Origin of the sequence: Pseudomonas sp. AE27 (assembly GCF_037113495.1) — a bacterium.
Lineage (GTDB): Bacteria > Pseudomonadota > Gammaproteobacteria > Pseudomonadales > Pseudomonadaceae > Aquipseudomonas > Aquipseudomonas palmensis.
The window spans coordinates 5356923-5375806 of record NZ_CP146966.1 but is presented as its reverse complement, the minus strand read 5'-3'; the positions used below and the strand labels follow the sequence as shown (position 1 = coordinate 5375806).

Below are 18884 nucleotides of genomic sequence, written 5' to 3'. Positions count from 1 at the left end.
GATGCAATTGGACAAGAACGGGTTGCCGCTGCTGGAGCAGTTTGGCGAAGAAGGTTTTGTGGACTGCGTGTTTCAGGTGCAGCACCTGATGCAGGATGACGTGCACTACCACTTTGACCTGCGTGCCGCGTTCGCCGGGCACTCGGTGGGTGTGCGGGCGCGGCTGCGGCGCGACGTGCAGCCGGGGTTCGATGGCGAGATGAACGTGATACAGGCGCACTTCTACAGCGACGGGCTCGAGATCTCGTCGCTGGGCCTGGAGACCGAGCGGTTCATCGAGGCGCTGGCACAGCTGTATGAAATCGAGCTGGTCGATGGCCCCGGGGCGGTCGGCGAGCGCTTCAGCGTGATTGCGCTGCACCAGGCGGACACCGGGCTTGAAGCGGGTGCGGTGCGCCTGAAGGTGTTCGGCAACGACCGCTCGGATTCAGCGCCAGGCAGCTACTACGAAAGCTTCTTCAATGTCGACCTGCCGGCCGGTCATGTGTACTGGAACGAGAAGGACGTGGAGTATCGCGCACCGATGCTCAATGCACTGGCGGGGCTGGTGGGCCAAGGCGTGGCCGCGGCGTGAGTGCTCACGGGCCGCTTCACCTCCTGGCTGCCCGCTAGAGGTACCGCGAGGCCCGCACGTGCGCTGAACATCGCAAGCGTGTCAGGGCCACCGCCCACCGAGGTTTCCCCAGAACGCAAAACGCCCGATGCAGCGCATCGGGCGTTTGTCTTGAAGCGCGGCGTTGGCCAGGGCTCAGAACGGGATGTCGTCATCGAAGCTGTCGAAGTCGGCAGCCGGCTGCGGCGCAGGCTGTTGCGGCGCAGGGCGCTGCTGAGGGGCCTGCTGCGGACGCTGCTGAGGCGCCTGCTGACGTGGGGCCTGGTTGTAGTTGTTGCCACCCTGCTGCGAACCGTCCTGGTTCTGCGGACGACCACCCAGCAGCTGCATGGTGCCCTGCATGTCGACGATGATCTCGGTGGTGTAACGCTTGATGCCGTCCTTTTCCCACTCGCGGGTCTGCAGCTTGCCCTCGATGTACACCTGCGAACCCTTGCGCAGGTACTCGCCGGCAATCTCGGCAACCTTGCCGAACATCGACACACGGTGCCACTCGGTACGCTCGACCTTCTGGCCGGTCTGCTTGTCGGTCCACTGCTCGCTGGTGGCCAGGCTGAGGTTGGTCACCGCGTTGCCGTTGGGCAGGTGGCGAACTTCAGGGTCCTGGCCGCAAGTGCCGACCAAAATGACTTTGTTAACCCCACGGGCCATAACGTTCTCCTAGGCTTGGCACGCCGCGGGCGCCGGGTTTACCAGCAGCTCCAGGGCCGTACGATCCAAAATTTGTGTATCCAGTTTGATATAGATGGCGGCTTCCTCTGCCACCACCACTGCGTCGGTCACACCCGGCACGGCCTTGAGGCGCTCGGTCAAGCCCGCTTCGCGCATCGCTTCTGGCGACAACGGCAAGCGCAGGCTCGTCACGTAAGGTGGTTCGCGCATAGTAACAGCTATGGCCAACCAAAGGGCACAGAGGCCTGCGCACCCCAGGAAAACCACGCTCAAGCCGCCATGCTGGAACAACCAGCCACCCATGATCCCGCCCAGCGCCGCCCCCAAGAACTGGCTGGTGGAATACACCCCCATCGCCGTGCCCTTGCCACCGGCCGGCGACACCTTGCTGATCAGCGAAGGCAACGAGGCTTCGAGCAGGTTGAAGGCGGTGAAGAAGATCACCGTGCCGATCACCAGTGACTGCAGGCTGTTGCCCAGCTCCCAGAAAAACAGCTCTGTGAGCATGAGCACACTGACCGCGCCCAGCAGGACACGTTTCATCTTGCGCTTTTTTTCACCGTAGATGATGAACGGAATCATTGCGAAGAATGAAACCAGCAAGGCGGTGAGGTAGACCCACCAGTGCTCCTCTTTCGGCAACCCGCCACGCTCCACGAACGCCAGCGGCAAGGCGACGAAGCTGGCCATGAGGATGGCGTGCAGCACGAAGATGCCGACGTCCAGGCGTAGCAGGTCGGGGTGACGCAGGGTCGGCCCCAGGGCCTGCTTGGCCACGCCCGACTCGCGGTGCGCCAGCGGGCCGTTGGAGGCCGGCACCACGAAGGCGATCAGGCCGATGCCCACCACCGCCATCGCCGCGGTGGCCAGGAACAACCCCGACAGGCCGAAGGCCCGCGTTACCAGTGGCCCCACGACCATCGCCACGGCGAACGACAGGCCGATGCTCATGCCGATCATGGCCATGGCCTTGGTGCGGTGCTGTTCGCGGGTGAGGTCCGAGAGCAACGCCATGACCGCGGCGGAGATGGCGCCCGCACCCTGCAGGATGCGCCCGGCGATCACGCCCCAGATCGAGTCGGCCTGCGCTGCCAGCACGCTGCCCAGGGCAAAGATCACCAGCCCCAGGTAGATCACCGGCCGACGGCCGATGCGGTCGGAAATGACCCCGAACGGAATCTGCAGTACGGCCTGGGTCAGGCCATAGGCACCGATGGCCAGGCCGATGAGCGTCGGCGTGGCGCCCGCCAGGTCCATGCCATAGGTGGCCAGTACCGGCAGCACCATGAACATGCCCAGCATACGGAAGGCGAACACCAGGGCCAGGCCGCCTGCGGCGCGGGTCTCGCTGCCGCTCATGCGTTCGCTGTGGGGATCGTGCATGGATAAACCTCGTGTGAACCGGCGGCGATTCTACCAGTCGGATCGGTTAACGGCATATACGCGACGCTTTGCCGCGTGGTGGCAGCGCGCCGTATACTCCTCCGTTTATGCCCGCCAAGCGAGGCCGCAGTGGACAAGATCCTGATACGTGGGGCACGTACCCACAACCTTAAGAACATCGACCTGACCCTGCCCCGGGACAAACTGATCGTCATCACCGGTCTGTCCGGGTCCGGCAAGTCATCGCTGGCGTTCGACACCCTGTACGCCGAAGGCCAGCGTCGCTACGTGGAATCGCTGTCGGCGTATGCCCGCCAGTTCCTGTCGATGATGGAAAAGCCAGACGTCGACACCATCGAGGGGCTGTCGCCGGCCATCTCGATCGAGCAGAAGTCGACCTCGCACAACCCGCGCTCGACCGTGGGCACCATCACCGAGATCTACGATTACCTGCGCCTGCTGTATGCCCGTGTGGGCACCCCACGCTGCCCCGACCACGACATCCCGCTCGAAGCCCAGACTGTCAGCCAGATGGTCGACCTGGTGCTGGCCCAGCCCGAGGGCAGCAAGCTGATGCTGCTGGCTCCGGTGATTCGCGAGCGCAAGGGCGAGCACCTGGCGGTGTTCGAAGAGCTGCGTGCCCAGGGCTTCGTGCGCGCACGGGTCAACGGCAAGCTGTACGAGCTGGACGAGTTGCCCAAGCTCGACAAGCAGAAGAAGCACAGCATCGATGTGGTGGTCGACCGCTTCAAGGTGCGCGACGACCTGCAGCAGCGCCTGGCCGAATCGTTCGAGACGGCCCTTAAGCTGGCCGATGGCATCGCCCTGGTGGCGCCGATGGACGACGAGCCGGGTGAAGAGATGATCTTCTCGGCGCGCTTCGCCTGCCCGATCTGCGGCCACGCGATCAGCGAGCTGGAGCCCAAGCTGTTCTCCTTCAACAACCCGGCCGGCGCCTGCCCGACCTGCGACGGCCTGGGCGTGAAGCAGTTCTTCGACATCAAGCGCCTGGTCAACGGCGAGCTGACCCTGGCCGAGGGCGCGATTCGCGGCTGGGACCGGCGCAATGTGTATTACTTCCAGATGCTCGGCTCGCTGGCCGCGCATTACGGGTTCAGCCTGGAGGTGCCGTTCAACGAGCTGCCGGCCGACCAGCAGAAGGTGATCCTGAACGGCAGTGGCAAGCACAACGTCGACTTCAAGTACCTCAACGACCGGGGCGATATCGTCAAGCGTTCGCACCCCTTCGAGGGCATCGTGCCGAACCTGGAGCGGCGCTACCGCGAGACCGAATCGGCCACCGTGCGTGAAGAGCTGGCCAAGTTCCTCAGCACCCAGCCCTGCCCCGACTGCCGCGGCACCCGCCTGCGCCGCGAGGCGCGCCATGTGTGGGTGGGCGAGAAGACCCTGCCGGCGGTTACCAACCTGCCGATCGGCGATGCCAGCGACTACTTCGGCGGCCTCAAGCTGACCGGGCGCCGTGGCGAGATCGCCGACAAGATCCTCAAGGAAATCTGCGAACGCCTGCAGTTTCTGGTGAACGTGGGCCTGGACTACCTGACGCTGGATCGCAGCGCCGATACCCTGTCGGGCGGCGAGGCCCAGCGTATCCGCCTGGCCAGCCAGATCGGCGCCGGCCTGGTGGGGGTGATGTACATCCTCGACGAGCCATCCATCGGCCTGCACCAGCGCGACAACGATCGCCTGCTGGGCACCCTCAATCACCTGCGCGACATCGGCAACACGGTGATCGTGGTGGAGCACGACGAGGACGCCATCCGCATGGCCGACTACGTGGTGGATATCGGCCCGGGCGCGGGCGTGCATGGCGGCCAGATCGTGGCCGAGGGCACCCCGGCCGAGGTGATGGCGCACCCGGACTCGCTGACCGGCAAGTACCTGTCGGGCCGCGTGAAGATCGCCGTGCCGGCCAAGCGCACCCCGCGCAACAAGAAGCTGTCGCTCAAGCTCAAGGGCGCACGCGGCAACAACCTGCAGAACGTCGACCTGGAGATCCCGATCGGCCTGCTGACCTGCGTGACCGGCGTGTCCGGTTCGGGCAAGTCGACGCTGATCAACAACACCCTGTTCCCGCTGGCGGCTACCGCGCTCAACGGTGCCAGCACGCTGGAAGCTGCGGCCCACGACAGCTGCGATGGCCTGCAGCACCTGGACAAGGTGGTGGACATCGACCAGAGCCCGATCGGGCGTACACCGCGCTCCAACCCGGCGACCTACACTGGGCTGTTCACGCCGATCCGCGAGCTGTTCAGCGGCGTGCCGGAGTCGCGCTCGCGCGGCTACGGGCCGGGGCGTTTCTCGTTCAACGTCAAGGGCGGGCGCTGCGAGGCATGCCAGGGCGATGGCCTGATCAAGGTCGAGATGCACTTCCTGCCCGACATCTACGTGCCGTGCGACGTGTGCAAGAGCAAGCGTTACAACCGCGAAACGCTGGAAATCAAGTACAAGGGCAAGAACATCCACGAGGTGCTGGAAATGACCATCGAGGAAGCCCGCGAGTTCTTCGATGCGGTGCCGGCACTGGCGCGCAAACTGCAGACGCTGATGGACGTGGGCCTGTCGTACATCAAGCTGGGCCAGTCGGCGACCACGCTGTCCGGTGGTGAGGCGCAGCGGGTCAAGCTGTCACGCGAGCTGTCCAAGCGCGATACCGGCAAGACGCTGTACATCCTCGATGAGCCGACCACCGGCCTGCACTTTGCCGATATCCAGCAACTGCTGGACGTGCTGCATCGCCTGCGTGACCACGGCAACACCGTGGTGGTGATCGAGCACAACCTGGACGTGATCAAGACCGCCGACTGGCTGGTGGACCTTGGGCCGGAGGGCGGCTCCAAGGGCGGACAGATCATCGCCTGCGGCACGCCGGAGGAGCTGGCCGAGATGAAGCAGTCGCACACGGGGTATTACCTCAAGCCGCTGCTGGCGCGCGACCGGGCCTGAACTGCAGGAGCCGGCCAGGCCGGCTCCTGCACAGCGGCATGCGGGCACAAAAAAAGGCCATCGGGTACACCCCGATGGCCTTTTTCGTTGCGCGGTGGATTACATCTGCGATTGCAGGTAGTTCTCCAGGCCCAGCGACTTGATCAGACCCTGCTGCTTCTCCAGCCAGTAGGTGTGATCTTCTTCGGTGTCGGCCAACTGCACGCGCAGGATGTCACGGCTGACGTAGTCCTTGTGCAGCTCGCACAGCTCGATGCCTTTGCACAGCGCAGCGCGCACCTTGTACTCAAGGCGCAGGTCGGCGGCGATCATCTCGGGCACGGTGGTACCGATGTCCAGGTCGTCCGGGCGCATGCGCGGGGTGCCTTCGAGCATGAGAATGCGGCGCATCAGGGCGTCGGCGTGTTGTGCCTCTTCTTCCATCTCGTGGTTGATACGCTCGTAGAGCTTGCTGAAGCCCCAGTCTTCGTACATGCGCGAGTGGATGAAGTATTGGTCACGTGCCGCCAGTTCGCCCGTCAGCAACGTGTTGAGATAATCGATTACGTCCGGGTGACCTTGCATTGCCCTGACTCTCCCTGTGTGAAAGCCATAGTTTGAACCAGGATGACTGTAAGGTCACTGCAAATTGCGCTAAAACCGCTAAAAAAGTGGGTAAACAGTAGTCAATTGCATTGAAAAACCGCCCAGATGAGGGCGGTTCTTCTTATCACTTCGACTTAGGCCAGATTGAGACCCAATGCCTTTGCGATTCCCCCTCCGTAGGCCGGATCGGCCTTGAAGAAGTGCTGCAGCTGACGCTCCACGACATCGCGCGAGACGCTGGCCATGGTGCCGGCGATGTTGGCGATCAGCAGGGCCTTCTGCTCATCGTTCATCAGGCGGAACAGCGCACCGGCATGGCTGTAGTAGTCGGTGTCTTCACGATGATCGTAACGGTCTGCTGCACCACCGAGGGCCAGTGCAGGCTCAGCGTACTGCGGGGCCTGCTTGGGTGCGTCGGCGTAGCTGTTGGGCTCGTAGTTGGGCGCCGCGCCGCCGTTGCTGCCAAAGGCCATCGAACCATCGCGCTGGTAGCTGTTCACCGGGCTGCGTGGGGCGTTTACCGGCAGTTGCTGGTGGTTGGTACCCACACGGTAACGGTGAGCGTCTGCGTAGGCGAATACGCGGCCCTGCAGCATGCGGTCTGGCGACAGCCCCACACCCGGGATCATGTTGCTGGGGCCGAACGCGGCCTGCTCGACTTCGGCAAAGTAGTTGAGCGGGTTGCGGTTGAGCTCCAGTTCGCCCACCTCGATCAGCGGATAGTCCTTCTGCGACCAGGTCTTGGTCACGTCGAACGGGTTCTCGGCACGGCTGGCGGCCTCGGCTTCGCTCATTACCTGGATGCACACGCTCCATTTCGGGAAGTCACCGCGCTCGATCGCTTCGAACAGGTCGCGCTGGGCGTAATCCGGGTCGGTACCGGCCAGGCGGGCCGCCTCGGCAGGCGCCAGGTTCTTGATGCCCTGCTTGGTCTTGAAGTGCCACTTGACCCAGGTACGCTGGCCCTGTGCGTTGATCAGGCTGTAGGTGTGGCTGCCGAAACCGTGCATGTGACGGTAACCGTCCGGGATGCCGCGGTCGGAAAACAGGATGGTGACCTGGTGCAGCGATTCGGGCGAATGCGACCAGAAGTCCCACATCATCTGCGGGCTTTTCAGGTTGCTTTGAGGCAGGCGCTTCTGGGTGTGGATGAAGTCCGGGAACTTCAATGGATCACGGATGAAGAACACCGGCGTGTTGTTGCCCACGATGTCCCAGTTGCCTTCCTCGGTGTAGAACTTGAGTGCAAAACCCCGAGGGTCACGCTCGGTATCGGCCGAACCCCGCTCGCCACCCACTGTGGAGAAACGCAGGAAGGTATCGGTCTGCTTGCCGACGCTGCTGAACAGCTTGGCGCAGGTGTACTGGGTGATATCGCGGCTGACGGTAAACGTGCCATAGGCACCCGACCCCTTGGCGTGTACACGGCGCTCAGGGATGTTCTCGCGGTTGAAGTGCGCAAGCTTTTCAATCAGGTGGAAGTCTTCCAGCAACAACGGACCCCGCGGGCCTGCCGAACGCGAGTTCTGGTTGTCGGCGACCGGCGCGCCACTGGCGGTGGTCAGCGTTTTGTTCTGGCTCATGCACTCTCTCCTTAATCAGACTTTTGCGGCCGGCTAATCGGCGTAGGCAGAAGTATCGACCAGGAACATGACACCATCAAATTCATTACATGACTGAGATCAATAGATTATTTCAATTCACGCAGAAACAAAAAACCGGGCACTGGGCCCGGTTCCTTGTTACAGACTGTTCGCCTTACTCAGCAGCTTCAACCGAGCCACCAACAGGACGATCAACCAGCTCGACGTACGCCATAGGTGCGTTATCGCCAGCGCGGAAACCGCACTTGAGGATACGCAGGTAGCCGCCCTGACGGGTGGCATAGCGCTTGCCCAGATCGTTGAACAGCTTACCGACGATTTCTTTCGAACGGGTACGGTCGAAAGCCAGACGACGGTTAGCAACGCTGTCTTCCTTGGCCAGGGTGATCAGCGGCTCGGCAACGCGGCGCAGTTCCTTGGCTTTTGGCAGAGTAGTTTTGATCAGCTCGTGCTCGAACAGCGACACCGCCATGTTCTGGAACATGGCCTTACGGTGAGAGCTGGTACGGCTCAGGTGACGTCCACTTTTACGATGACGCATGGGTTCATTCCTTACCAAACACTACGTTCGGTGATTACGACGATCAGGCAGTCGCCTTGTCGTCCTTCTTAAGACTTGCAGGCGGCCAGTTGTCGAGGCGCATGCCGAGGGACAGACCACGGGAGGCCAGAACGTCCTTGATTTCGGTCAAGGATTTCTTGCCCAGGTTCGGAGTCTTCAACAGTTCTACTTCGGTACGCTGAATCAGGTCACCGATGTAGTAAATGTTCTCCGCCTTAAGGCAGTTGGCCGAACGCACGGTCAATTCCAGATCGTCAACCGGACGAAGCAGGATCGGATCGATCTCGTCTTCCTGTTCGACTACCACTGGTTCGCTGTCACCCTTGAGGTCGACGAATGCAGCCAACTGCTGTTGCAGGATGGTTGCAGCACGACGGATTGCCTCTTCAGGATCCAGAGTACCGTTGGTTTCCAGATCAATAACCAACTTGTCCAGGTTAGTACGCTGCTCGACACGGGCGTTTTCCACCACGTATGCGATACGGCGAACCGGGCTGAACGAAGAGTCGAGCTGCAAGCGACCAATGCTGCGGCTTTCGTCTTCATCGCTCTGACGCGAATCGGCCGGTTCATAACCACGACCACGAGCTACGGTGAGCTTCATGTTCAAGGCGCCATTGGACGCCAGGTTAGCGATTACGTGATCGGGGTTAACGATCTCGACATCATGATCCAGCTGAATATCGGCAGCGGTAACCACCCCCGAACCCTTCTTCGACAAGGTCAGCGTAACTTCGTCACGACCGTGCAGTTTGATAGCCAGGCCTTTCAGGTTCAACAGGATTTCAATGACGTCTTCCTGAACACCTTCGATGGCGGAGTACTCGTGGAGTACACCGTCGATCTCGGCCTCGACTACTGCACAGCCAGGCATGGAGGACAACAGGATGCGGCGCAGCGCGTTGCCCAGGGTATGGCCAAAACCACGCTCGAGAGGCTCGAGAGTGATTTTAGCGCGGGTTGGACTGACGACCTGCACATCGATGTGGCGGGGCGTCAGGAACTCATTTACCGAAATCTGCATGGATGCACCTATTTTCTAGCCCTTACTTGGAGTAGAGCTCGACAATCAGGCTTTCGTTGATGTCGGCAGACAGATCACTGCGAGCAGGAACGTTCTTGAAAACGCCCGACTTCTTCGCGGTGTCTACATCTACCCACTCAACGCGGCCACGCTGGGCGCACAGTTCAAGGGCTTGAACAATGCGCAGCTGGTTCAGCGACTTCTCGCGAACCGCGACCACGTCACCCGGACGAACTTGGTAGGACGGAACGTTTACAGTCTTGCCGTTAACGCTGATCGCTTTGTGCGAAACCAGCTGACGGGATTCGGCACGAGTAGCGCCAAAGCCCATACGATAAACGACGTTATCCAGACGGCATTCGAGCAGTTGCAGCAGGTTCTCACCAGTAGCGCCCTTCGAGGAGGCCGCTTGCTTGTAGTAACCGCTGAACTGACGCTCGAGCACGCCGTAGATACGACGGACTTTTTGCTTTTCACGCAGCTGGGTGCCGTAGTCGGACTGACGACCGCGGCGCTGACCGTGAATACCTGGGGCTGCTTCGATGTTGCACTTCGATTCCAGAGCGCGAACGCCGCTCTTCAGGAACAGATCGGTGCCTTCACGACGAGACAGTTTGCATTTTGGACCAATGTAACGTGCCATTTATCTGTCTCCTGATTACACGCGGCGCTTCTTCGGCGGACGGCACCCGTTATGCGGGATTGGCGTCACGTCGGTGATGCTGGCGATCTTGTAGCCACAGCCGTTCAGAGCACGAACAGCGGACTCACGACCTGGACCTGGACCCTTGACGTTGACGTCGAGGTTCTTCAGACCATATTCCAGCGCAGCTTGACCAGCACGCTCAGCAGCTACTTGAGCAGCGAACGGGGTGGACTTGCGGGAACCGCGGAAACCCGAACCGCCGGAGGTAGCCCAGGACAGGGCGTTACCTTGACGATCGGTAATGGTCACGATGGTGTTGTTAAAGGACGCATGGATGTGGGCGATGCCATCAACCACTGTCTTTTTAACTTTTTTACGAGGACGAGCAGCAGGTTTTGCCATGTCTATATTCCTGTCGATTCGCTGGTGCGATTACTTGCGGATCGGCTTACGCGGACCTTTACGGGTACGCGCATTGGTCTTGGTACGCTGACCGCGTACTGGCAGACCCCGACGATGACGCAGGCCGCGGTAGCAACCCAGGTCCATCAACCGCTTGATTTTCATGTTGATGTCGCGACGCAGGTCACCTTCAGTGGTGAACTTCGCAACTTCGCTACGCAGCTGTTCAATCTGCTCGTCGCTCAGATCTTTGATCTTCACGGCTGGGTTGACCCCAGTGTCTGCACAGATTTTCTGTGCAGTTGTGCGACCGACACCATAGATGTAGGTCAGCGAGATAACAGTGTGCTTGTTATCTGGAATGTTAACGCCTGCAATACGGGCCATTCAGTGGGACTCCAATTGACAGCTACCTACGCCCCGGAAGCCAAGAAATAGGGCGCGAGATAATATCGCTGTAGAAACAAATAATCAACCCAGCAGCGCACTAGCTGCTGGGTTTGAAGCACAGATCACACTCAGCCTTGGCGCTGCTTGTGACGTGGTTCCGCGCTGCAAATCACTCGCACAACACCTTCGCGGCGAATAATTTTGCAGTTACGGCACAGCTTTTTCACCGATGCACGAACTTTCATCACCAACTCCTCGAACCTTAAGGGTCTCTCAGCGCAGCATTCCGCTGCCACCGTAGCCTTTCAGGTTGGCTTTCTTCATCAGGGATTCGTACTGGTGCGAAACGAGGTGCGATTGTACTTGGGACATGAAGTCCATCACAACCACTACCACAATCAGCAACGAGGTCCCGCCAAGGTAGAACGGAACGTTTGCCGCTACCACCAGGAACTGGGGCAACAGACACACGGCCGTCATATAAAGAGCACCGAACATGGTCAAGCGGGTCAGAACGCCATCAATGTAGCGCGCCGACTGCTCGCCTGGACGGATGCCCGGAATAAAGGCACCGGACTTCTTCAGGTTTTCCGCTACGTCTTTCGGATTGAACATCAACGCCGTATAGAAGAAGCAGAAGAAAATAATCCCTGCACTAAACAGCAGAATATTCAACGGCTGACCAGGAGCGATCGACTGCGAGATGTCCTGCAGCCAGCCCATACCTTCAGACTGACCAAACCAGGCACCCAGCGAAGCCGGGAACAGCAAAATGCTGCTTGCGAAAATGGCTGGGATGACCCCGGCCATGTTCACCTTCAGCGGCAAGTGGCTAGTCTGCGCAGCGAAGACCTTGCGGCCCTGCTGACGCTTGGCGTAGTGAACGGCGATTCGACGCTGACCACGCTCAATGAACACCACAAAACCGATAATCGCTACTGCCAGCAAACCGATAGCGACCAGAGCGAAAATGTTGATATCGCCCGTACGTGCAGACTCGAAAGACTGCCCGATTGCTCTCGGAAGACCGGCGACGATACCTGCGAAAATCAACATCGAGATACCGTTGCCTACACCGCGCTCCGTGATTTGCTCACCCAGCCACATCATGAACATCGCACCCGCCACAAACGTGGAGACAGCGACGAAATGGAAGCCAAAGTCAGCAGAAAACGCTACACCCTGACCGGCCAGGCCGATGGACATGCCAACAGCCTGGACCAGCGCCAGGATAACGGTGCCGTAGCGGGTGTACTGGCTGATCTTGCGACGGCCAGCTTCACCTTCCTTCTTCAACTGCTCCAGCTGCGGGCTGACGGCGGTCATCAGCTGCATGATGATCGATGCCGAAATGTACGGCATGATCCCCAGTGCAAAGATGCTCATCCGTTCCAGCGCGCCGCCGGAAAACATGTTGAACAAGCTAAGAATGGTCCCCTCATTCTGTCGAAACAGTTCCGCCAGCCGGTCCGGGTTGATGCCTGGAACTGGGATGTGTGCGCCTATCCGATAGACGATGATCGCCAGAAACAGAAAACGCAGACGAGCCCAAAGTTCAGACATCCCGCCTTTACCGAGCGAAGAGAGAGCACCTTGCTTAGCCATTTATTCCTCGAACTTGCCGCCAGCTGCTTCGATAGCCGCACGCGCACCTTTGGTGGCTGCGATACCCTTGATGGTGACCGCGCGAGTAACTTCGCCGGACAGCATGATTTTCACACGCTGTACGTTTTGGTTAATCACGTTGGCATCCTTCAAGGATTGCACGGTGACAACGTCGCCTTCCACTTTGGCCAGCTCGGACAGACGCACTTCTGCGCGGTCCATGGCTTTCAGGGAAACGAAACCGAATTTCGGCAGACGACGGTGCAGCGGCTGTTGACCGCCTTCAAAGCCTGGAGCGATGGTGCCACCGGAGCGGGAGGTCTGACCTTTGTGGCCGCGGCCACCGGTCTTGCCCAAACCACTACCGATACCACGACCCGGACGATGCTTCTCGCGACGGGAACCCGGCGCTGGACTCAGATCATTGAGTTTCATCGATTAACCCTCGACGCGCAGCATGTAGTAAGCCTTGTTGATCATCCCGCGATTCTCGGGAGTATCCAGGACTTCTACAGTGTGACCGATGCGGCGCAGACCCAGACCCTTAACACACAGTTTGTGGTTAGGGAGACGGCCGGCGGTGCTTTTGATCAGCGTTACTTTGACGGTAGCCATGATCAGCGGATCTCCTCGACGCTCTTGCCGCGCTTGGCAGCAATGGATTCAGGAGATTGCATAGCCTTCAGACCCTTGAAAGTGGCATGAACCACGTTCACTGGGTTGGTCGAGCCGTAGCACTTGGCCAGGACGTTCTGAACGCCAGCAACTTCCAGGACAGCACGCATCGCGCCACCGGCGATGATACCGGTACCGTCGGAAGCAGGCTGCATGTACACCTTCGAAGCGCCGTGGGCGGACTTGGTGGCGTACTGCAGAGTGGTGCCGTTCAGGTCTACCTGAATCATGTTGCGACGGGCAGCTTCCATGGCTTTCTGGATCGCAGCAGGTACTTCGCGCGATTTGCCACGGCCGAAACCAACGCGACCCTTGCCATCACCTACCACGGTCAACGCGGTGAAGGTGAAGATACGGCCGCCTTTTACGGTTTTGGCTACGCGGTTAACTTGAACCAGCTTCTCGATGTAGCCTTCGTCGCGCTTTTGATCGTTATTTGACATAACTTAGAACTCCAGTCCGCCTTCACGAGCACCATCTGCCAGCGCTTTAACGCGGCCGTGGTACTTGAAGCCAGAACGGTCAAAGGCAACTTGAGATACACCGGCGGCTTTCGCGCGCTCAGCTACCAGCTTGCCAACCTTAGTGGCCGCGTCGATGTTGCCAGTGGCGCCATCACGCAGGTCTTTGTCCAAAGTCGAGGCGCTGGCCAGGACTTTGCTGCCGTCGGCCGAAATGACCTGGGCATAGATGTGCTGCGAGGAGCGGAACACGCAGAGACGCACGACTTCGAGTTCGTGCATTTTCAGGCGTGCTTTGCGAGCGCGACGCAGTCGAGTAACTTTTTTGTCGGTCATTTGCTATGCCCTACTTCTTCTTGGCTTCTTTACGACGGACGACTTCGTCCGCGTAACGCACACCCTTGCCTTTGTACGGCTCTGGTGGACGGAAGTCGCGGATTTCAGCGGCCACCTGACCTACCAGCTGCTTGTCGATACCCTTGATCAGGATGTCGGTCTGGCTAGGGGTCTCAGCGGTGATGCCCTCAGGCAGTTCATAATCCACTGGGTGCGAGAAGCCGAGCGCCAGGTTCAGCACGGTGCCCTTGGCTTGCGCCTTGTAACCAACACCGACCAGCTGGAGCTTGCGCTCGAAGCCTTGGCTTACGCCCTGGACCATGTTGTTCACGAGTGCACGGGTAGTGCCGGCCATTGCGCGAGTTTGTTGGTCGCCGTTGCGAGCAGCGAAACGCAGCTCACCAGCTTCTTCAACAACTTCAACGGACGAGTGAACGTTCAGTTCGAGAGTGCCCTTGGCACCCTTCACCGAAAGCTGTTGGCCGACGAATTTGACTTCGACACCGGCTGGCAGCTTAACGGGGTTCTTAGCGACGCGAGACATGCTTATCCCCCCTTAGAACACTGTGCAGAGTACTTCGCCGCCGACACCGGCAGCGCGCGCAGCACGATCAGTCATCACACCTTTGTTGGTGGAGACGATAGACACGCCCAGACCGCCACGTACTTTCGGCAGTTCTTCGACGGACTTGTACTGACGCAGGCCTGGACGACTTACGCGCTTGACTTCCTCGATGACCGGACGGCCTTCGAAGTATTTCAGCTCGATGGACAGCGAAGGTTTGACTTCACTGCTGACCTGATAACCCGCGATGTAACCTTCGTCTTTCAGAACTTTGGCTACAGCCACCTTCAGGGTCGAGGACGGCATGCTTACGACGGACTTTTCAGCCATCTGGGCATTACGGATTCGAGTTAGCATGTCCGCTAACGGGTCCTGCATACTCATGGGCTAGACGCTCCTGATACAAGAAAAATTAGCCTTTCGGCTACTACAGTCACCTGAACACAACGGGCAAAAAACCCGGGCTCAGGTGAGCCGGTCATTCTAGACACATCCCAGAAACGAAACAAGCCCCATAAGGGGCTTGTTTCGTTGCAAGATCACCGGCGGTCGGAAGATCACTCCCCCGCCGCCAGGGCCCTGCCGGTACGTCTTACCAGCTGGCTTTGACCAGACCTGGAACGTCACCGCGCATTGCTGCTTCACGCAGCTTGTTACGGCCGAGGCCGAACTTGCGGTAAACGCCGTGTGGACGACCGGTGATGCGGCAGCGGTTACGCATGCGCGAGGCGCTTGCGTCACGTGGCTGCTTCTGCAGAGCGATCGAGGCTGCCCAACGTTCTTCTGGAGTTGCATTCAGATTAACGATGGTAGCTTTGAGCTCAGCACGCTTCTTGGCGTATTTAGCAACCGTGAGCTGACGCTTCAGCTCGCGGTTTTTCATGCTCTTCTTGGCCATTTTCCTACTCCAATCAGTTGCGGAACGGGAATTTGAAAGCGCGCAGCAGAGCGCGACCTTCGTCATCCGTACGAGCAGTGGTGGTCAGGGTAATGTCCAGACCGCGCAGAGCATCGATCTTGTCGTAGTCGATTTCCGGGAAGATGATCTGCTCTTTCACGCCCATGCTGTAGTTGCCACGACCGTCGAAGGACTTGGCATTCAGGCCGCGGAAGTCGCGAACCCGAGGCAGGGAGATCGCCAGCAGGCGGTCCAGGAATTCGTACATACGATCACGGCGCAGAGTGACTTTGACGCCGATCGGCCAGCCCTCACGGACTTTGAAGCCCGCGATGGATTTCCGAGCGAAAGTCACAACGGCTTTTTGACCGGTGATCTTCTCGAGGTCAGCTACAGCGTGCTCGATGACTTTCTTGTCGCCGACAGCTTCGCCCAGACCCATGTTCAGGGTGATCTTGGTAACGCGCGGAACTTCCATCACGTTCGCCAGCTTAAGTTCTTCCTTAAGCTTGGGAGCAATTTCCTTCCGGTAAATCTCTTTCAGTCGTGCCATGGTCTTCTACCTAGCAGTGTTCAAGCATCAACCGCTTTTTGGGTCGACTTGAAGACACGAATTTTTTTGCCTTCTTCTACTTTGAAACCAACGCGGTCAGCCTTGTTGGTTTCGCCGTTGAAGATGGCGACGTTGGAAGCGTGCAGTGGCGCTTCTTTCTCGACGATACCGCCTTGTACGCCCGACATAGGGTTAGGCTTGGTATGACGCTTCACCAGGTTGATCCCACCAACGACCAGACGGTCGTCAGCGAGAACCTTGAGCACCTTACCGCGCTTACCTTTGTCTTTGCCGGCGATCACGATGATCTCGTCGTCACGACGAATCTTTTGCATGTCGGATCTCCTTACAGCACTTCTGGGGCGAGCGAGACGATCTTCATGAACTTCTCAGTACGAAGTTCACGGGTCACTGGCCCAAAGATACGGGTGCCGATCGGCTCTTGCTTGTTGTTCAGCAGAACAGCAGCATTGCCATCAAAGCGGATGATGGAGCCGTCAGCACGACGGACACCGTGGCGAGTGCGGACTACAACAGCAGTCATCACCTGGCCTTTCTTCACTTTACCGCGAGGAATTGCTTCCTTGACGGTTACCTTGATGATGTCACCGATACCGGCGTAGCGACGGTGCGAACCGCCGAGCACCTTGATGCACATGACGCGACGAGCGCCGCTGTTATCGGCCACATCGAGCATGGATTGAGTCTGAATCATAAAATTTCTCCGACCCCTAGCCCTTAGACTTCAACAGCGCGTTCGAGAACTTCAACCAGTGCCCAGGACTTGGTCTTGGCCAGCGGACGAGTCTCGCGGATGGAGACCTTGTCGCCGATGTGGCACTGGTTGGTTTCGTCGTGCGCGTGCAGCTTAGTCGAACGCTTAACGTATTTACCGTAGATCGGGTGCTTTACGCGACGCTCGATCAGTACGGTGATGGTTTTGTCCATCTTGTCGCTGACGACACGGCCAGTCAGCGTACGGACGGTTTTTTCAGCTTCAGCCATGATCACTTACCTGCCTGCTGGTTGAGCACAGTTTTCACGCGAGCGATGTCACGCTTAACTTGCGAGAGCAGGTGCGACTGCCCCAACTGGCCAGTTGCCTTCTGCATACGCAGATTGAACTGGTCGCGCAGCAAGCCGAGCAGTTGCTCGTTCAGCTGCTGTGCTGATTTTTCACGAAGTTCATTCGCTTTCATCACATCACCGTCCGCTTAACAAAGGAGGTGGCGAGAGGCAGCTTTGCAGCCGCCAAGGCGAATGCCTCACGCGCCAGCTCTTCAGAAACACCCTCGATCTCGTACAGGACCTTGCCTGGCTGGATCTGGGCAACCCAGTACTCCACGGAACCCTTACCTTTACCCATCCGCACTTCGAGAGGCTTCTTGGAGATCGGCTTGTCCGGGAATACACGGATCCAGATCTTGCCGCCACGTTTTACGTGACGGGTCAGGGCACGACGTGCCGATTCGATCTGGCGAGCGGTGAGACGACCGCGAGCAACAGCTTTCAGAGCAAACTCGCCGAAGCTGACTTTGCTACCGCGCAGCGCCAGACCACGGTTGTGGCCAGTCATCTGCTTGCGGAATTTTGTACGCTTTGGTTGCAACATTTGGCGTACCCCTTACTTAGCAGCTTTTTTACGAGGCGCTGGTGCTTGTGGTTTCAGTTCTTCTTGGCGACCACCAATAACTTCGCCTTTGAAAATCCAAACCTTCACACCGATCACACCGTAAGTGGTGTGAGCTTCGTAAGTGGCATAGTCGATGTCGGCACGCAGGGTGTGCAGTGGCACACGACCTTCGCGATACCATTCAGTACGTGCGATTTCAGCACCGCCGAGACGACCGCTCACCTGGATCTTGATGCCCTTGGCACCAATACGCATGGCGTTCTGTACGGCGCGCTTCATGGCGCGACGGAACATCACACGACGCTCCAGCTGCTGAGCTACGCTCTGAGCTACCAGCATACCGTCGAGTTCCGGCTTGCGGATCTCTTCGATATTGATGTGCACAGGCACACCCATTTGCTTGGTCAGGTCCTGACGCAGTTTCTCAACATCTTCACCTTTCTTCCCGATAACGATACCTGGACGAGCGGTGTGGATGGTGATGCGTGCAGTTTGAGCCGGACGATGGATATCGATACGGCTAACGGACGCGCTTTTTAGTTTGTCTTGGAGGTACTCACGCACATTCAGATCTGCGAGCAAATAGTCCGCATAAGTCCGACCGTCTGCGTACCAGACGGAGGTGTGCTCCTTGACGATTCCCAGGCGAATGCCAGTGGGATGTACTTTCTGACCCATCTGATCGACTCCGTTACTTGTCCGCAACCTTGACAGTGATATGGCAAGACCGCTTGACGATGCGATCAGCGCGGCCTTTGGCACGCGGCATGATGCGCTTCAGCGAACGCCCTTCGTTGACGAAAACGGTGGAGACCTTCAGGTCATCAACGTCTGCGCCTTCGTTATGCTCGGCGTTGGCTACGGCCGACTCGAGGACTTTCTTCATGATTTCAGCGGCTTTTTTGCTGCTGAAGGCCAACAGGTTGAGCGCTTCGCCCACCTTCTTCCCGCGGATCTGGTCGGCGACCAAGCGGGCTTTCTGGGCGGAGATGCGAGCGCCCGACAACTTAGCGGCTACTTCCATTTCCTTACCCCTTAACGCTTGGCTTTCTTGTCAGCCACGTGCCCGCGGTAGGTGCGGGTACCGGCGAACTCGCCCAGTTTATGGCCGACCATGTCTTCGTTCACGAGAACTGGGACGTGTTGGCGACCGTTGTGTACCGCGATGGTCAGACCGACCATTTGTGGCAGGATCATCGAACGGCGCGACCAGGTCTTAACTGGTTTGCGATCGTTCTTTTCCGCCGCCACTTCGATCTTCTTCAGTAGGTGAAGATCGATAAAAGGACCTTTTTTCAGAGAACGTGGCACTG

At 58.9% G+C, this 18884-nt stretch carries 29 protein-coding genes; 2 read left to right on the top strand and 27 right to left on the bottom strand.

Features of this window, described 5'->3' with window-relative positions; genetic code table 11:
- Position 1: 1 nt before the first annotated feature.
- On the top strand, positions 2-574 hold the full coding sequence (locus tag V9K84_RS24690; RefSeq protein ID WP_052504272.1) for a hypothetical protein: 573 nt from the start codon (positions 2-4) through the stop codon (positions 572-574).
- Positions 575-748: 174 nt separating this feature from the next.
- Here the strand turns inward: V9K84_RS24690 and V9K84_RS24685 are convergent, their stop codons facing one another.
- On the bottom strand, positions 749-1264 hold the full coding sequence (locus V9K84_RS24685; RefSeq protein WP_043861918.1) for a single-stranded DNA-binding protein: 516 nt from the start codon (positions 1262-1264) through the stop codon (positions 749-751).
- Positions 1265-1273: 9 nt separating this feature from the next.
- Positions 1274-2668, bottom strand: a complete 1395-nt coding sequence (locus V9K84_RS24680) for an MFS transporter (protein ID WP_088514375.1) — start codon at positions 2666-2668, stop codon at positions 1274-1276.
- Between the two features lie 129 nt (positions 2669-2797).
- Between V9K84_RS24680 and uvrA the strand changes: the two genes are divergently transcribed.
- The gene (gene uvrA / locus V9K84_RS24675) at positions 2798-5632 is read left to right on the top strand and encodes an excinuclease ABC subunit UvrA (protein ID WP_043861920.1); all 2835 of its coding nucleotides are present in this window, start codon (positions 2798-2800) and stop codon (positions 5630-5632) included.
- A gap of 99 nt (positions 5633-5731) precedes the next feature.
- On the opposite strand, the gene bfr is transcribed toward uvrA, so the two are convergent.
- The 25 genes from bfr to rpsS form a co-directional block, all read right to left on the bottom strand.
- Entirely contained in the window at positions 5732-6196 is a 465-nt protein-coding gene (gene bfr, locus V9K84_RS24670; protein WP_043861921.1) for a bacterioferritin, read from the bottom strand.
- A 155-nt stretch (positions 6197-6351) separates the two neighbouring features.
- On the bottom strand, positions 6352-7800 hold the full coding sequence (locus tag V9K84_RS24665; protein WP_088514376.1) for a catalase: 1449 nt from the start codon (positions 7798-7800) through the stop codon (positions 6352-6354).
- Positions 7801-7975: 175 nt separating this feature from the next.
- On the bottom strand, positions 7976-8362 hold the full coding sequence (gene rplQ / locus V9K84_RS24660) for a 50S ribosomal protein L17 (protein ID WP_002555463.1): 387 nt from the start codon (positions 8360-8362) through the stop codon (positions 7976-7978).
- 43 nt (positions 8363-8405) lie between these two features.
- The gene (rpoA, locus tag V9K84_RS24655) at positions 8406-9407 is read right to left on the bottom strand and encodes a DNA-directed RNA polymerase subunit alpha (RefSeq protein ID WP_003186012.1); all 1002 of its coding nucleotides are present in this window, start codon (positions 9405-9407) and stop codon (positions 8406-8408) included.
- Positions 9408-9429: 22 nt separating this feature from the next.
- Positions 9430-10050: a 30S ribosomal protein S4 gene (rpsD, locus tag V9K84_RS24650; protein WP_043861923.1), complete on the bottom strand. Its 621-nt coding sequence runs from the start codon at positions 10048-10050 to the stop codon at positions 9430-9432.
- Positions 10051-10065: 15 nt separating this feature from the next.
- Positions 10066-10455, bottom strand: coding sequence for a 30S ribosomal protein S11 (rpsK, locus tag V9K84_RS24645; RefSeq protein ID WP_002555466.1), 390 nt, complete (start codon positions 10453-10455; stop codon positions 10066-10068).
- 30 nt (positions 10456-10485) lie between these two features.
- Positions 10486-10842, bottom strand: a complete 357-nt coding sequence (gene rpsM / locus V9K84_RS24640; RefSeq protein WP_043861924.1) for a 30S ribosomal protein S13 — start codon at positions 10840-10842, stop codon at positions 10486-10488.
- A 131-nt stretch (positions 10843-10973) separates the two neighbouring features.
- Complete coding sequence (rpmJ, locus tag V9K84_RS24635) at positions 10974-11090, bottom strand: 50S ribosomal protein L36 (protein WP_002555468.1); 117 nt, start codon at positions 11088-11090, stop codon at positions 10974-10976.
- A 28-nt stretch (positions 11091-11118) separates the two neighbouring features.
- On the bottom strand, positions 11119-12450 hold the full coding sequence (secY, locus tag V9K84_RS24630; protein WP_043861925.1) for a preprotein translocase subunit SecY: 1332 nt from the start codon (positions 12448-12450) through the stop codon (positions 11119-11121).
- A complete protein-coding gene (gene rplO, locus V9K84_RS24625; RefSeq protein WP_010220318.1) occupies positions 12451-12885 on the bottom strand; it encodes a 50S ribosomal protein L15 in 435 nt (144 codons plus the stop codon).
- A 3-nt stretch (positions 12886-12888) separates the two neighbouring features.
- Positions 12889-13065, bottom strand: coding sequence for a 50S ribosomal protein L30 (rpmD, locus tag V9K84_RS24620; protein ID WP_010220317.1), 177 nt, complete (start codon positions 13063-13065; stop codon positions 12889-12891).
- A 2-nt stretch (positions 13066-13067) separates the two neighbouring features.
- Positions 13068-13568 (bottom strand): 30S ribosomal protein S5, encoded by a 501-nt coding sequence (gene rpsE, locus V9K84_RS24615; RefSeq protein WP_043861926.1) that lies wholly within the window; start codon positions 13566-13568, stop codon positions 13068-13070.
- Positions 13569-13571: 3 nt separating this feature from the next.
- Positions 13572-13922: a 50S ribosomal protein L18 gene (rplR, locus tag V9K84_RS24610; RefSeq protein ID WP_043861927.1), complete on the bottom strand. Its 351-nt coding sequence runs from the start codon at positions 13920-13922 to the stop codon at positions 13572-13574.
- 10 nt (positions 13923-13932) lie between these two features.
- Positions 13933-14466 carry a 50S ribosomal protein L6 gene (gene rplF / locus V9K84_RS24605; protein ID WP_043861928.1) on the bottom strand — a complete coding sequence of 178 codons (534 nt, stop codon included), beginning with the start codon at positions 14464-14466 and terminating at the stop codon, positions 13933-13935.
- Between the two features lie 12 nt (positions 14467-14478).
- Positions 14479-14871 carry a 30S ribosomal protein S8 gene (gene rpsH, locus V9K84_RS24600; RefSeq protein ID WP_010220313.1) on the bottom strand — a complete coding sequence of 131 codons (393 nt, stop codon included), beginning with the start codon at positions 14869-14871 and terminating at the stop codon, positions 14479-14481.
- Between the two features lie 208 nt (positions 14872-15079).
- The gene (gene rpsN / locus V9K84_RS24595; protein WP_043861929.1) at positions 15080-15385 is read right to left on the bottom strand and encodes a 30S ribosomal protein S14; all 306 of its coding nucleotides are present in this window, start codon (positions 15383-15385) and stop codon (positions 15080-15082) included.
- Positions 15386-15398: 13 nt separating this feature from the next.
- On the bottom strand, positions 15399-15938 hold the full coding sequence (rplE, locus tag V9K84_RS24590; protein ID WP_043861930.1) for a 50S ribosomal protein L5: 540 nt from the start codon (positions 15936-15938) through the stop codon (positions 15399-15401).
- Positions 15939-15958: 20 nt separating this feature from the next.
- Positions 15959-16273: a 50S ribosomal protein L24 gene (gene rplX, locus V9K84_RS24585; RefSeq protein ID WP_008374158.1), complete on the bottom strand. Its 315-nt coding sequence runs from the start codon at positions 16271-16273 to the stop codon at positions 15959-15961.
- A gap of 11 nt (positions 16274-16284) precedes the next feature.
- Positions 16285-16653: a 50S ribosomal protein L14 gene (rplN, locus tag V9K84_RS24580; RefSeq protein ID WP_002555479.1), complete on the bottom strand. Its 369-nt coding sequence runs from the start codon at positions 16651-16653 to the stop codon at positions 16285-16287.
- 23 nt (positions 16654-16676) lie between these two features.
- Entirely contained in the window at positions 16677-16943 is a 267-nt protein-coding gene (gene rpsQ / locus V9K84_RS24575) for a 30S ribosomal protein S17 (RefSeq protein WP_008374160.1), read from the bottom strand.
- A 2-nt stretch (positions 16944-16945) separates the two neighbouring features.
- The gene (rpmC, locus tag V9K84_RS24570) at positions 16946-17137 is read right to left on the bottom strand and encodes a 50S ribosomal protein L29 (protein WP_002555481.1); all 192 of its coding nucleotides are present in this window, start codon (positions 17135-17137) and stop codon (positions 16946-16948) included.
- Positions 17137-17550 (bottom strand): 50S ribosomal protein L16, encoded by a 414-nt coding sequence (gene rplP, locus V9K84_RS24565; RefSeq protein WP_003255479.1) that lies wholly within the window; start codon positions 17548-17550, stop codon positions 17137-17139. The genes rpmC and rplP overlap by 1 nt, the downstream gene beginning before the upstream one ends.
- Positions 17551-17562: 12 nt before the next feature.
- The gene (gene rpsC, locus V9K84_RS24560; RefSeq protein ID WP_010220308.1) at positions 17563-18249 is read right to left on the bottom strand and encodes a 30S ribosomal protein S3; all 687 of its coding nucleotides are present in this window, start codon (positions 18247-18249) and stop codon (positions 17563-17565) included.
- Between the two features lie 13 nt (positions 18250-18262).
- Positions 18263-18595 carry a 50S ribosomal protein L22 gene (gene rplV, locus V9K84_RS24555; RefSeq protein ID WP_003103908.1) on the bottom strand — a complete coding sequence of 111 codons (333 nt, stop codon included), beginning with the start codon at positions 18593-18595 and terminating at the stop codon, positions 18263-18265.
- Positions 18596-18606: 11 nt separating this feature from the next.
- A complete protein-coding gene (rpsS, locus tag V9K84_RS24550; protein WP_002555486.1) occupies positions 18607-18882 on the bottom strand; it encodes a 30S ribosomal protein S19 in 276 nt (91 codons plus the stop codon).
- Positions 18883-18884 lie beyond the last annotated feature (2 nt).